Source organism: Micromonospora sp. NPDC005171, assembly GCF_040608575.1.
GTDB lineage: Bacteria > Actinomycetota > Actinomycetes > Mycobacteriales > Micromonosporaceae > Micromonospora.
On the sequence record NZ_JBEXIM010000033.1, the window covers coordinates 52,582 to 65,880 of the forward strand.

A 13,299-nucleotide genomic window follows, 5' to 3' on the forward strand; every position below is an offset into this window, starting at 1 on the left:
TGCCACATCCGTTCGGACTAAAGTTACGCAGGAGAAACAGTTGATCGCTTTTTCGCGACACAGAGTGACGTGACAGCCTCGTGGCGTTGCCGAATCAGTGCAGCACTCGCGTCTCTAAACCATCGTTCAGGGCAAAATGCACGTCGGGCTCGGCACCGGCACCGGCTCGCCGGCCACCTCCGGGACGCCGGTGTCGGCGTCGCGCCGGAACACCCGCACCATGTCCGCCCGCTCGTCGGCGACGTAAAGGTGCTCCCCGATCAGTGCGAAGTGCCGAGGCCACTCGCCGCCGGTGTCCACTTCGGCCACCAGCGCGGGCAACTCCCCGGTCAGGGTGAAGACCGCCACGGTCCCCACACCACGGTTGGCGACGTAGAGGAACCGCCCGTCCGGGGCGACCGCGACCTCCGACGGCTGGACGTGACCGGTCCGCTCACTCGCTTCGACCCGCCCACGCTGGTGCAACGCGCCGTCGTCGGTCAGCTCGTAGGCGGTCACCGAGGCGTCCAGCTCACCGACGAGGTAACAGCGCCGGCCGTCCGGGTGCCGGGCCAGGTGCCGGGGGCCGGTGCCGGGCGCCGTACGGATCCGCGGCGCGCGCGGCACCAGTCGTCCGGTCGCCTCGTCCAGGTCGTACCGGTAGACCGAGTCGGTGCCGAGGTCCACGCCGAGGATCGGCCCGCGGCCCGCCCCGGGCGAGACCATGTGGGCGTGGGCGTGGTCCTGGCGCTCCGGGTCGGGACCGTGCCCCTCGTGGGCCACCAGGTCGCTGCGCTCACCGGGCACGCCCTGCGGGTCGAGCGGGAAGACCGCGATGCTGCCGCTGCCGTAGTTGGCCGCCAGCAGGTGACCGCCGCCGGGCAGCACCGCCAGGTGGCACGGCTCGGCGCCGCCGGTCGACCGGCTGCCGAGCGGGTCCAACGCACCGTCCGTCCCGACCTGCCAGGCGCTGATCTCCCCGTCCGCCAGTTCGTTGACCGCGTAGAGCACCGGCTGGGTGGGGTGCCGCGCCAGGAACGAGGGGGACGGGGTGACCGCCACAGTGCCGAGCGGGGTCAACGCCCCGGTCCTCGGGTCGCGGTGTGCCGCGACGATGCCGCTGCCCCGCCCGCCACTCTGCGCGGTGTAACCCCCGATGTGGACGACCTCGCCCTGACCGTTCACGTCCCACTCCTCCGCCGGCATCCTTCGTTGATCCAACCAGAGGCTGCCCGCGTTGCCCGCCCGTTAACCGGCTTTCCGGCCCGGTTCTCAGGCCGTCGGCACCGGCTCGCCGCGCTGTCGGGCGACGTGCTCCACCAGAGAGATCAACACCATCTTCCCGGACTGCCGGTCCCGGGCGTCGCAGAGCACCATCGGCACGTCCGGGTCCAGGTCGAGGGCTCGGCGGACGGTCTCCAGGTTGAACCGGCGGGAATCGTCGAAGCAGTTCACGCCCACCACGAACGGGATACCGCGCTGCTCGAAGTAGTCGATGGAGGGGAAGCAGTCCGCCAGCCGTCGGGTGTCGGCGAGCACCACCGCGCCGAGCGCGCCGAAGGCCAGCTCGTCCCAGAGGAACCAGAACCGGTCCTGACCTGGCGTGCCGAACAGGTAGACCTGAAGGTCGTCGTTGATGGTGATCCGGCCGAAGTCCATCGCCACGGTGGTGGTGGACTTGCCCTCCACACCGGAGATGTCGTCGGTGCCGATCCCGGCCCCGGTCAACACCTCCTCGGTCTGCAGCGGACGGACCTCGCTCAGGGCGCTCACCAAGGTCGTCTTGCCGGCACCGAAGCCTCCCGCGATCAGGATCTTCAGGGCCAGCGGGATGGTGGTGCTGGTGCCCGCCTGGTCAAAGCGCACGGAGTCCACTGACCACCGCCTTGAGGATGTCGTCGTCGGGAAGGATTCCGGCGGCCGGTGGCTCGTGCACCGCGACCAGGCCCTCGGCGAGGAGATCACCGAGCAGTACCCGGACCACGCCGACCGCGAGGTCCAACTCGGCGGCCAGTTCGGCCACCGACACCGGCCGGCAGGCCAACGCGACCAGCCGTCGATGCTCCGGCAGCAGGCGCGGGTGGCTCGCCGCGTCGACGTCCGAACCGGCCAACACGAACGCGACCAGGTTGAAATCGTCGACGGCGGAGCGTACCCGGCCACCGGTGAGCGTGTACGGGCGCATCACCGGGCCGGCTTCACCGTCCAGCCACTCGTGCTGCGGCCCGGGCGGCTCAGTCCGCATCTCCGGCACCCGCCGCCGATCGGGACGGCGCGGCGAGGCTCTCCCCCACCCGGATCACCAGCATCGCCATCTCGTACGCGACGAGCCCGATGTCCGCGTCGACGTCGCTCACCACGGCGAGGCAGGCACCCTGCCCGGCGGCGGTGACGAAGAGGTACGCCGCCTCCATCTCCACAACGGTCTGCCGGACCGGGCCGCCGTCCACGTGCCGGCTGGCGCCCCGGGCAAGGCTGGAGAAGCCGGCGGCGAGCGCACAGAGATGCTCGGCGTCGGAGCGCTCCAGTTCGGCCGAACAGCCGAGCAGCAGGCCGTCGGCGGAGAGCACCACCGCCTCCCGGGCGGCCGGTACCCGTTGCACCAACTCGTCGAGCAACCAGTCGAGGCCGGCGCTCTGCTTCGTCGAATGCCGCACTAGGCGTCCCTCTCAGTCGCGGTCGGGGGTTCGGGGGTCGTCGGCGGGTCGGTGGGGGCCGCCGGACCGGTCGGCGCCGCAGAACCCGTTGGTGCCGGGCCAGCCGGTGCCGTCGGGGGGATGGCGGTGGCACGTCCGCGCGCCGTGCCGGCCTGTAGCGCCGCCATCACCTGGCGGACCTCCTCCGGCGAGCGGGGCGACGGCGTGTCGGTGACGGTCGACCGGGGTTGAGCGGCGGGGGTACGACGTCGCACCCGGCGGGGCAGGCCATCCAGCTCGTCGGCCGGCTCGTCGGAGGTCGCCGACCCCTCATCGCGCCCAGTGGCCGGCGGGGCGGCCGAGGTCGGTGCTCCGGTGGGTGGGGCGGGCGGGGCCGTGCTGGCGGACGGGGCCGTTGGCGGGCGGGTACGGGGGCGGGGCACGCTGCCCCGGCGAGCCGTCCGAGCCAGCCGCCGGCTCGGGTCGGCCGACGCGGCGCCGAGTGTGGCCGGGTCGGGGCCGGCCGGCGGTTCGGTGGTGACCAGGTCGCCGGGGACAAGCACCACGGCGGTCACGCCACCCGCCCCGGATGGGCGCAACCGCACGCGTACGCCGTGCCGGGCCGCCAGCCGGGCCACCACGAACAACCCGAGTCGGGCGCTCTGCGCCGGGTCGAACTCGGGCGAGCTGGCCAGCCGGGTGTTGGCGGACTCCATCGCCGCGTCGGACATGCCCAGCCCCTGATCGGTGATCTCCAGGGCGTACCCGTTGGCCACCTGCGCCCCGGTGACGGTGACCCGGGTGTCCGGCGGGGAGAAGGCGGTGGCGTTCTCGACCAGCTCGGCGAGCAGGTGGATCACGTCGCCGACTGCCCGCCCCAACACGCCGGCCGGCTGCACGGCGGTGATGTCCACCCGTTCGTACGCCTCGACCTCGGAGATCGCGCCGCGGATCAGGTCGACCATCGCGACGGGGTTTCGCCAACCCCGGCCGGGGGCCGAGCCGGCGAGGATGACCAGGTCCTCGGCGTGCCGGCGGAGCCGGGTGGCCAGGTGGTCGACCTGGAACAGCTCGGCCAGCTCGTCCGGGTCCTCGCTGCGCCGCTCCATCCGGTCCAGCAGGTGCAGCTGGCGGTGCACCAGGCTCTGGCTCCGGCGGGCGATGTTGAGGAAGACCTCGTTGAGCCCGCGGCGCAGGGTGACCTCGTCCACCGCGGCCTGGACGGCGGTGCGCTGCACCTCGGTGAAGGCGCGCCCGACCTCGCCGATCTCGTCGTGGCCGTACTCCAGCGGCGGCGCCTCCCGGGCGACGTCGACCTGTTCGCCACGGCGCAGTCGGGTCACCACGTCGGGCAGCCGGTGCTCGGCCAGCTCCAGCGCGGCGGTGCGGACGCCGCCGAGCCGCCGGACCAGGGTGCGGCCGACCCGCAGCGCCACCAGCACCGAGACGACCACGGCGGCGAGCCCGAGCAGGCCGGCGGCGGCCAGCCGCACCAGGATGCGGACCGCCATCGGCACCGAACGGTCGGTGAGAGCGTCGGCCTCGGACAGCTCGAAGTCCCGCAGCTGCTGCTGCACCGCGTCCTGACTGGACTGCCAGGCCGCCGCGTCGACCGCCGGCCGACCGGACCGGTCGGGTACGACAAGCGCGTCCTGCATCGCGCGCAGCCGGGTGAACGCCTCGCCCTCGGTCAACCGTTGGTACGCGATCCGGCTGCTCTCGGGCAGGTCGGCCACGGCGCTCTCGGTGAGCCACCGTTGGTTGCCGATGGCCTGTACGAGCTGGGTGTGTTCCCCCTTGGCGAACCGCCCGGCGGTCAGCGCGCCGGCCAGCAGCGCGTCACTCTGGCCGAGCAGTTCCCGGGAGCGCCCCAGCGCGGTGAGCGCCAGCGCCTGCCGGTTGATGTCGGGGTCGGTCAGGGTCGCCATGCCGGCGAACGCCTGGAAGGCCGCGGTGACCATGCCGCTGTAGAGGCCGATCGCGCCGGCCCGGTCCACTTTGCGGTCGTCGATGAACTTCCGCCCGCTGGGTAGCGCCGCCAGGGCGGTGACCAGTTGGTCGATCCGGGTCTCCAGCGGGTCGTCAGCGGCGTCGCGCAACGGCTCCCCGTCCACCCGGCGGCGCAGTTCGGCGACCGCCCGATCGGTGCGTCCGCGCTGTTCGGCGAGTGCGGGCAGCTCGGTGCCGCCGGCGAGCTGCACCACCGAGAGTCGGCGTTCCCGTTGCAGCTCGGTGACCACTGTCTCGCCGGGGCGACCCAGGTCGTACAGCAGGGTGCGGGCGGAGAGCAGGTTCAGCGCGGGACCGAAGGTCAGGGTGGTCGCGAAGATCCACAGCGCCAGGAGCGCGGTCACCGGCGCGACGACCAACGCGGTCAGCTTCGAGCGGATCGGCCAGTCGCGGGTTCTCATCAGACCTCGCCCGTACAGGGGTGGCAGGAGGGGTGCCGGCACCGCCGGGCAACGCGCCGGCCGGCTGCGCGCCCGGCTGCGTCGCCAGGCACCGGCGCGGGCGCCTTGGGCAGGATACGTAATCGAGGGCAGTTGCACTACCGCCCGTCGCGTCGACATCGACGCTGCGGGATGTGCGCGGGGTGGGAACGGGCCGGGTGCGACGAAACCGCGCGGCCGCGCCACTCGTCCCGATCCGCTCCCGGTCGAGGTCGGTGGCGCGTCAACCCACCCGAGCGCCATCGCTTGAACGAGTCAAGTTTTGGCTGAGCAGTTGCGGCGCCTGTCAGGAAAGTGTCTCGGATCGGGATTGGCGATCACTGCGCCGAGGGAATAGCAGATGACGAAGGAGGAGCCCATGTCGCCCACGCAGATAGTCGTCATCGTGCTCGTCGTGCTGGTGATCGTCGCGGTGCTGGCCGTGGCCGCCCGCTCGCTGAACAGCCGCCGCTCGCTGCGCAACCGGTTCGGGCCGGAGTACGACCGGGTGGTGGCGGAACAGGACAGCCGGTCCGCCGCCGAGCGCGAACTGCGCGACCGGGAACGCCGGCATGCCGAGCTCACGCTCACCCCACTCAGCCCGGAGTCCCGGGCCCGGTACGCCGCCGCCTGGGAGGAACTCCAGGTCCGCTTCATCGACTCCCCCGGCGAGACCGTGGGCGACGCGGACGAACTGGTCACCCGGCTCATCGAGGAGCAGGGTTACCCGACCGGTGACTTCTCCGACCAGATCGCCCACCTCTCCGTCGAGCACGCTCGCACGCTGACCAACTACCGGGACGCGCACGAGATCCACCTGCGCAACTCCCGGGGCGAGGCCAACACCGAGGAGCTGCGGCAGGCCGTCGTGCACTACCGCGCACTCTTCGCCGACCTGCTGGGCGAGGAGCCGGTCGGCCACCACACGCCCGAACAGCGCCACCATCCGGACCACGATGCCACGAGCCGCTGAGGAGGCCACCGATGCGCCAGGAAGAGCAGCAGGTGAGCAACGACCACCCGGAGGCCGTCCGGTCCGCGCCCGTGCCGGTAACCCCGGCCGACGACCGGACCGGCCGCTCCGACGTCCCGGAGGACGCCCTTGACGACCGGGGCACCTTCGACGACCAGACCGCGGCTCACGAGCGGACCGACGACACCGACCGGGAGACCGCGTACGACCCGGCCGACGACGAGCTGACCGACGACTCGGACCCGCGACACCGACGCGACGACCGGTCCACCGACGAGGGCGGTTTCCACGAGCCGGGGCCGCTGCCGACGACGTTCGGCGCCACCACTGTGGCCGACGCGGTGGCCGCCTCCGCGCTGGCCAGCCCACACCCGCAGGATCAGCCGGACCCCCGGGCCGAGCGGACCGCTCAGCCGGGCGACGGCGCCGAGGACGGCGAGCGGGAGGGTCTGCGCGCCGACCCTACCGCGGAGCTGCACCGCCGCGACTCGGACGTCGACGACGACAGCGCGGGCTTCGGCGACCGCACCGACGCGGACACCTCCGCGCGGACCGTCGTCCCGCCGGGGAGCACGGAGGGCGACCCCGAGCGGCGCGGCGATCTGACCGGCGATCGGGCCGCGGCCACGGCGGGCGCGGCCGGCTACGGCAGCGCGACACCGGAGATGGTCGACCCGGACGCGGACGGCGAACCTGTTCCCGGCGGCGACACCAGCCCGACGCTGGAGTCCGCCGGAACGTCCCGACCTGCCGGGTCGACCGTGGCGGCCGAGCCGGCCACGCTGCTCGACACGGACACCGCGCAGGGCTTCCGGGACCGTTGGCGGGACGTGCAGCTGCGCTTCGTCGACGACCCGCAGGCGGCCGCCGGCGAGGCGCAGTCGCTGGTGGAGGAGGCCATCCAGGCCCTCTCCTCCGCGCTGGCCGCACAGAAGACCACGCTGGGTGGGTGGCAGGACACCGGGTCGGCCGACACCGAGCAGCTGCGGATGGCGGTCCGTAACTACCGGGACTTCCTGGACCGCGTACTCGGTCGCTGAGTCACCCGACCAGCAAGAGGGCGCCCTGACCGTGACGGTCGGGGCGCCCTCTTGCGCGCTGACCGTCGTAACGCCCGCAGACCACCCGTTGAGGCCGGAACCCGGCGGTGGCGACCTCCAGGACTGAAACCGCGCGGACGGGGTAATAGGGCGCGCGCGGACCAACCAGCGCGGGCGTCGGGACGAGGGGTGACGGGATGGACGGCGACGGGCTTCGGCTCAACATGAACGGCCTGGACTACCTGATCCTGGCGCTGTACTTCGTCACCGTCCTCGGGGTCGGCTTCGCCGCCCGCCGTGCGATCCGGACCAGCGTCGACTTCTTCCTCTCCGGCCGTTCCCTGCCGGCCTGGGTGACCGGCCTCGCCTTCGTCTCGGCGAACCTGGGCGCCTTGGAGATCATCGGGATGGCCGCGAACGGGGCCCAGTACGGCGTGATGACGGTCCACTACTACTGGATCGGCGCCGTCCCGGCGATGGTCTTCCTGGGCATCGTCATGATGCCCTTCTACTACGGCTCCAAGGTCCGCAGCGTGCCGGAGTACCTGCGGTTGCGGTTCAACCGCCCCACGCACCTGCTCAACGCGCTCAGCTTCGCCGTCGCCCAGGTGCTGATCGCCGGCGTGAACCTCTACGCGCTGGCCCTCGTCATGCAGGCGCTGCTCGGCTGGCCGCTCTGGACGGCGATCGTGGTCGGCGCGGCGATCGTGCTGGCGTACATCACCATCGGCGGCCTGTCCGGGGCGATCTACAACGAGGTGCTCCAGTTCTTCGTCATCCTGGCCGGCCTCATCCCGGTCACCGTGATCGGTCTGGTCAAGGTCGGCGGGTGGAACGGCCTGATGGACGCGGTCGGCGACACCAAGCTCGGCGAGGCGGGTCTGCACGCGTGGCAGGACACCGGCAGCACGGCCAACCCGCTGGGCGCGCACTGGATCGGCATCGTCTTCGGCCTCGGCTTCGTGCTGTCGTTCGGCTACTGGACGACGAACTTCGCCGAGGTCCAGCGGGCCCTTTCGGCGAAGAACATGAGCGCCGCCCGGCGTACGCCGATCATCGCCGCGTACCCGAAGCTGTTCATCCCCCTGGTCACCGTCATCCCCGGCCTGGTGGCCCTGGTCACTGTGAAGGGCCTCGGCGCGGAGAGCGGCGACCTGCAGTACAACAACGCCATCCCGCTGCTGATGCGCGACCTGCTGCCCAACGGCGTGCTCGGGGTGGCGGTCACCGGCCTGCTCGCCTCGTTCATGGCCGGCATGGCGGCCAACGTGAGCGGCTTCAACACCGTCTTCACCTACGACATCTGGCAGGCGTACATCCGCCGGGACCGGTCGGACGAGTACTACCTGCGGGTCGGCCGGTGGGCGACGGTCGCCGCCGTGGTGATCGGGATCGGCACCGCGTTCATCGCGGCCGGGTTCAGCAACATCATGAACTACATCCAGGCGCTCTTCTCCGTCTTCAACGCGCCGCTGTTCGCCACCTTCATCATCGGCATGTTCTGGAAGCGGATGAGCGCCCTGGCCGGCTTCTGGTCGCTGCTGCTGGGCACCCTGGTGTCGTTGAGCCTCTACCTGCTCTACAAGGGCGGTGTGGTCGATTTCAACTCCGACCTGGAGGAGAGCTTCTGGGGTGCCGGTCTGGCGTTCGTCACGGCGGTGGTGGTCGCCGCCATCATCACCCCGCTCACCTCGCCCAAGCGGGACGAGGAGCTGCGCGGGCTGGTGTACGGCATGGGCGGCGTCGACCTGAAGGGCGACGTGCTCGCCGGGGACGCCGTCTGGTACCGCTCCCCGGTGCTGCTCGGTCTGATCGCGGTCGCGCTGGCCGCCCTCTTCTACATCCCGGTCTTCTGAGGAAAGGGGTCGGCAGATGAGCAACGATGGCCAGCCGGCACAGGACCCGCTGATCGACGAGGCGCAGGCGGAGCAGCGGCGTTCCGCCGCGGCCCGGCTGTTCGACATCCGCCGGGTGATCGGTGGCCTCTTCGTCGCGTACGGGATCATCGTGACGTTGATCGGCATCTTCGACAGCCGGGCCGAGATCGACAAGGCCGAAGGCGTACGGATCAACCTGTGGGCCGGGCTGGCGATGCTCGTGTTCGGTCTGCTCATGCTGCTCTGGCAGTGGCTACGCCCAGCCGAAGCGCCCTCCCCGAACGAGCAGCAGCCCGACGCCTGACCGCCGGGCCGCCCGGCCCGCCCGCACCTCCTGAGCACGGCCCGGCCTGACCGCCGGGCCGTGCGGCATGAGCGCGGCACGAAGGGGTACGTGAGGAAATCAGGGCACCGTGTCGGACACAGGAGGCAGCACCATGACCGATCGCGATCGCCAACCGCCGCTGGAGGAAAGCTCCGAGGTGGCCTCGGCGGTGGACGATGACGCCACCGTGCCGCAACTGCGGACCGGGGGTGGCCCCGACCGGGACACGCCGGGCTTCGCCGAGCCGCGCAGCCGACCGGACGACCTCGCACCGGACACCGACGAGCTGATCGGGGACCCGTACGCCGCCGGGACCGGGGCGACCGGGACGGGCACCGGCGCCGGTGGGGACAACATCCGTACCGGGGGCGAACAGCCCTGGGAGCCGGAGGACCTGGTGATGGCCCGTGGCCAGGACCTGACACCGGAGAACCTGGACAAGGCCCGCCGTGACCTGGCCGAGCAGGGCCGGGCGGCGATCGAACGCACGGTGCCCTGATCGGGCCCGCAAAGGGGGGTCCCCGGCCCGACCTGTGACGGTCGAGCCGGGGACCCGGGGGGAACCTGCTGCCAACAGTGCCTCACCAACCACCGGCAGCGGGTTGGTGTGTGCGCTACCCGGTCAGAGCGCCGGGTACGCGTTGCGCATGAGCTCCTGGAACTGGGCGGAGAACCACGCGCCGGAGATCGGCGCGTCCGGCAGGGCACCCGACGGGTTGTTGCCGTTGCGGGCGTTACCGCCGTACGTCGGGTCGCACATCCGGTCGAAGCCCTTGCCCTCGTTGTTCGGGATCTCCTTGCTGGAGCCGTCCGACTCGCCCGGCGGCTTCACCCAGACGTAGGCGTCGATACCCGTGGCCGGGTTCGCCCGCGGCCGCTCACCGAGACCGGCACCGGCCTGGTTGCACCAGTTGCCGAGGTGCAGCCGGCGGTCGATGCGGCCACCGTTGACGTACGTGTCCACGCTGGTCGTCGCGCCCGGGCCGGTGGGCCGGGCGGAGCCACCCCAACCGTTGCGGGAGGTGTCGATCAGCATGCCGATGTTGGAGTTGAAGCCCACCGAGACCAGCTTGGTACGGAACGCCTGGGCGAAGGACAGCTCGTCGACGTAGAAGTTCCAGTCGACCCACTTGGACTGCCGCACCGTCTGGCCGTTCACGTTGTCAGTGACCTTGAAGTACGGCTCCTGCAGCGCCGAGTAGTTCGCGGTGTTGGTGATGAACCCGTGCACGTTGTTGACAGTGCTGCCGGAGGCCACCGCGGCGGTCTTCAGGATGTCGGCGGTCGGGCCGAAGTTGGAGTCCCAACCGAGCCAGCCGTGGTGCCCGGCGTCGATGTAGTTGTAGACGTTGCCGATCGCACCCAGCTTGGCGAGGGCGTAGCCGACACCGTTGACGTAGGCGCCGTTGGCCTTCACCGTGTCGCACATGACCGTCCCGCCCGGCTGACCGGAGGTGTTGGTCACCAGGTTCGGCAGCGAGTCGATCTCGATGACGTTGATGATCCGCAGGCTGCTGTACTTCGAGTCACCCTGGATCGCGGCGATCGGGTCGATGTACTGGGACTTGTACTTCGGCAGCTCGTCTGGGCCCAGCTCACCGTTGGAGGCGAGTGCCGAGCAGTCGCGGCCGGGCAGGTTGTAGATCACGAACTGGATGTACCCGGCGCCCTGGCGCAGCGCCTCGTCCAGGTGGTCCTTCACCCCGAAGGCACCGTTGGAGCTGCTGTCCGGCGTGCCGTTGATCGCGGCGATCCGGTCCAGCCAGACGGCGGTGGGGTTGTTGGAGACGCGGCTTCCGCCGGCCTCAGCGTCCGCCTTGGCCTTCCACTCCGGGTTCACGTAACCGCGCACCCCGGCGTACGGGTTGTCGACCTTCGTGCCGGGCGGCGGGTTGGTCGTGGGCGGCGGGTCGGTGGGCGGAGGCGTCGTGGGCGGCGGGTCGGTGGGCGGGGGCGTGGTGGGCGGGGTGGTGCCACCGTTGCAGACCACGCCGTTCAGAGTGAACGAGGTCGGCTTGGGGTTGCTGCCGCTCCACGCGCCGTTGAAGCCGAGGGTCGTCGACGCGCCGGTGGCCAGGGTGCCGTTGTAGGACATGCTGCGCGCGGTGACCTGGCTGCCGGACTGGGTGAACGTGGCCGACCAGCCCTGCTGCACCCGCTGACTGGAGTTGGGGAAGGTCCAGCCCAGCGTCCAGCCGTTCAGCGGGTCACCGACGTTCTTGATGGTGATGTTCGCGGTGAAGCCGCCCTGCCAGTCGTTGCTCGTGTACGCGATGTCGCACTGCGTCGCGGCCTGCGCCGCGGTAACCGGAATCGTTACGAGCCCACCGGCGACCAGGGCACCCGCGCCGGCGAGCGCGAGGGCCCGGCGTGGGCCGGATAGCCTTCTCCACACATTCATGCCACTGATCTCCTTGGGCGAGACCGGGCCCACGTACGGCCCGGCGGGACGGCCCGATGGGCGTCCTACACGGACGGCCGTCGGCGCCAACGGGATTCTTGGGGGCGCCCGACCCGGACGGGCGATGGTGGTGGTGGTGCCCAGCCGAGCCTCGGCCGGTCGATCGGCGGCGGGTGTGTCGCCCCGGTGAACCGGGTGCCCTCGACTCCCTGCCTGCACGGTGTGGCTCTCTGAACCGCGTTCGCCGATTCTTACATGGGAGCGCTTCCATGGCAATGGCTCGATGCGTGGCCGGAGCCGTTCCGGACGATACCCCCGAGCACGCCCGACCGACACGCGCCACCCGGACCCGCCGCTACCGGGCGAGCGAGGCAGCCCGGGAACGGCGAGCGCGGAACACCGTGCCGCACCCAGAAGGTCCCGCGTCGCCCGAGACGACGCTCGGCGCGGCGAAAGCCGCGTAGCACCCCTTTACCTCTTACCTGGATCAAAGGTCAAAACGCGAATCTTTCACTTCATAAGTCATGAAACGGTCTAACGTCGGTCTTAGCTCGGTTGTCGCCGGGCGCAGGACAACAGGGATGGAGTGACGCAGGTCATGGCTAAGAAGATGCTCGGGAAGGTCGTTGCGGGCGCCGCGCTCGGCGGCGCGTCGCTCCTGGTGTTCGCACCGGGAATCGCGTTCGCCGACGGTCACAACGACGGCAAGGTCTACGCCAAGCCGCACGTCGTCAAGGCTGGCGACGAGGTCAAGCTCCTCGAGATCTGCCCGGATCGGCAGGAGCACGCGTACGTGTGGTCCAAGGTCACCGGCAAGGTCAAGCTCAAGCCGGCGCACGAGGACCGGGGCGAGGACCGCGAGTGGCGCGAGGAGGAGAACTCCTCCGACCACGACAAGGGCAAGGACGAGAACGGCAAGGACGAGAACGGCAAGGACCACGAGGGCAAGGACGAGAACGGCAAGGACGAGCACGGCAAGGACGACAAGGGCAAGGACGAGAACGGCAAGGACGAGCACGGCAAGGACGACAAGGGCAAGGACCACGAGGGCAAGGACGAGAACGGCAAGGACGACAAGGGCAAGGACGAGAACGGCAAGGGCGGCCAGGGTGGCGGCGCTGCCGCCGACGCCTACGGCGACGAGGACAGCAAGGACTGGAAGGGCGAGGAGCACGGCCAGGACGCCGAAGACAGCCGTGACAAGAAGGACTGGGAGTCCAAGGACGAGTACGGCTCCGAGTACGGCTCGGACAAGGACTGGGAGTCCAAGGACGAGTACGGCTCGGACAAGGACTGGGAGTCCAAGGACGAGTACGGCTCGGACAAGGACTGGGAGTCCAAGGACGAGTACGGCTCGGACGAGCGCGGCGGTTACGGCAAGGACGAGCGCGACTCGGACGAGCACGGCCGCTACGGCAAGGACGACCGCGACTCGGACGAGCACGGCCGCTACGGCAAGGACGAGCGCGACTCGGACGAGCACGGCCGCTACGGCAAGGACGACCGCGACTCGGACGAGCACGGCCGCTACGGCAAGGACGACCGCGACTCGGACGAGCACGGCCGCTACGGCAAGGACGACCGCGACTCGGACGAGCACGGCCGCTACGGCAAGGACGACCGCGACTCGGACGAGCAC

General features: G+C 70.9%; 12 protein-coding genes. 6 read left to right on the top strand and 6 right to left on the bottom strand.

Annotated features, from left to right (window positions below; genetic code table 11):
- Positions 1 to 126: 126 nt before the first annotated feature.
- The 5 genes from ABZU74_RS27130 to ABZU74_RS27150 all read right to left on the bottom strand — a co-directional run bounded on the left by ABZU74_RS27130 (position 127) and on the right by ABZU74_RS27150 (position 5,026).
- Positions 127 to 1,164 (bottom strand): lactonase family protein, encoded by a 1,038-nt coding sequence (locus ABZU74_RS27130; protein WP_355429371.1) that lies wholly within the window; start codon positions 1,162 to 1,164, stop codon positions 127 to 129.
- Positions 1,165 to 1,251: 87 nt separating this feature from the next.
- On the bottom strand, positions 1,252 to 1,854 hold the full coding sequence (locus ABZU74_RS27135) for an ATP/GTP-binding protein (RefSeq protein ID WP_355429374.1): 603 nt from the start codon (positions 1,852 to 1,854) through the stop codon (positions 1,252 to 1,254).
- On the bottom strand, positions 1,835 to 2,224 hold the full coding sequence (locus tag ABZU74_RS27140; protein WP_355429377.1) for a DUF742 domain-containing protein: 390 nt from the start codon (positions 2,222 to 2,224) through the stop codon (positions 1,835 to 1,837). The genes ABZU74_RS27135 and ABZU74_RS27140 overlap by 20 nt, the downstream gene beginning before the upstream one ends.
- A complete protein-coding gene (locus tag ABZU74_RS27145; protein ID WP_355429380.1) occupies positions 2,214 to 2,636 on the bottom strand; it encodes a roadblock/LC7 domain-containing protein in 423 nt (140 codons plus the stop codon). Before ABZU74_RS27145 ends, ABZU74_RS27140 begins: the two co-directional genes overlap by 11 nt.
- Complete coding sequence (locus tag ABZU74_RS27150; RefSeq protein ID WP_355429382.1) at positions 2,636 to 5,026, bottom strand: nitrate- and nitrite sensing domain-containing protein; 2,391 nt, start codon at positions 5,024 to 5,026, stop codon at positions 2,636 to 2,638. Before ABZU74_RS27150 ends, ABZU74_RS27145 begins: the two co-directional genes overlap by 1 nt.
- Before the next feature lie 397 nt (positions 5,027 to 5,423).
- On the opposite strand from ABZU74_RS27150, the gene ABZU74_RS27155 reads away from it, so the two are divergent.
- The 5 genes from ABZU74_RS27155 (at position 5,424) to ABZU74_RS27175 (ending at position 9,758) form a co-directional block, all read left to right on the top strand.
- A complete protein-coding gene (locus tag ABZU74_RS27155) occupies positions 5,424 to 6,017 on the top strand; it encodes a hypothetical protein (RefSeq protein WP_355429385.1) in 594 nt (197 codons plus the stop codon).
- Between the two features lie 11 nt (positions 6,018 to 6,028).
- Entirely contained in the window at positions 6,029 to 7,057 is a 1,029-nt protein-coding gene (locus ABZU74_RS27160; RefSeq protein WP_355429388.1) for a hypothetical protein, read from the top strand.
- Positions 7,058 to 7,254: 197 nt separating this feature from the next.
- Positions 7,255 to 8,913 (top strand): sodium:solute symporter family protein, encoded by a 1,659-nt coding sequence (locus ABZU74_RS27165; RefSeq protein ID WP_355429391.1) that lies wholly within the window; start codon positions 7,255 to 7,257, stop codon positions 8,911 to 8,913.
- Between the two features lie 16 nt (positions 8,914 to 8,929).
- Complete coding sequence (locus ABZU74_RS27170; protein WP_355429394.1) at positions 8,930 to 9,238, top strand: hypothetical protein; 309 nt, start codon at positions 8,930 to 8,932, stop codon at positions 9,236 to 9,238.
- Positions 9,239 to 9,371: 133 nt separating this feature from the next.
- Entirely contained in the window at positions 9,372 to 9,758 is a 387-nt protein-coding gene (locus ABZU74_RS27175; protein WP_355429397.1) for a hypothetical protein, read from the top strand.
- Positions 9,759 to 9,881: 123 nt separating this feature from the next.
- Here ABZU74_RS27175 and ABZU74_RS27180 read toward each other — a convergent pair whose 3' ends face one another.
- Positions 9,882 to 11,660 (bottom strand): glycoside hydrolase family 6 protein, encoded by a 1,779-nt coding sequence (locus ABZU74_RS27180; protein ID WP_355429399.1) that lies wholly within the window; start codon positions 11,658 to 11,660, stop codon positions 9,882 to 9,884.
- 598 nt (positions 11,661 to 12,258) lie between these two features.
- Between ABZU74_RS27180 and ABZU74_RS27185 the strand changes: the two genes are divergently transcribed.
- Positions 12,259 to 13,299: hypothetical protein (locus tag ABZU74_RS27185; RefSeq protein WP_355429402.1), on the top strand; the 1,041-nt coding region annotated here is incomplete at its 3' end.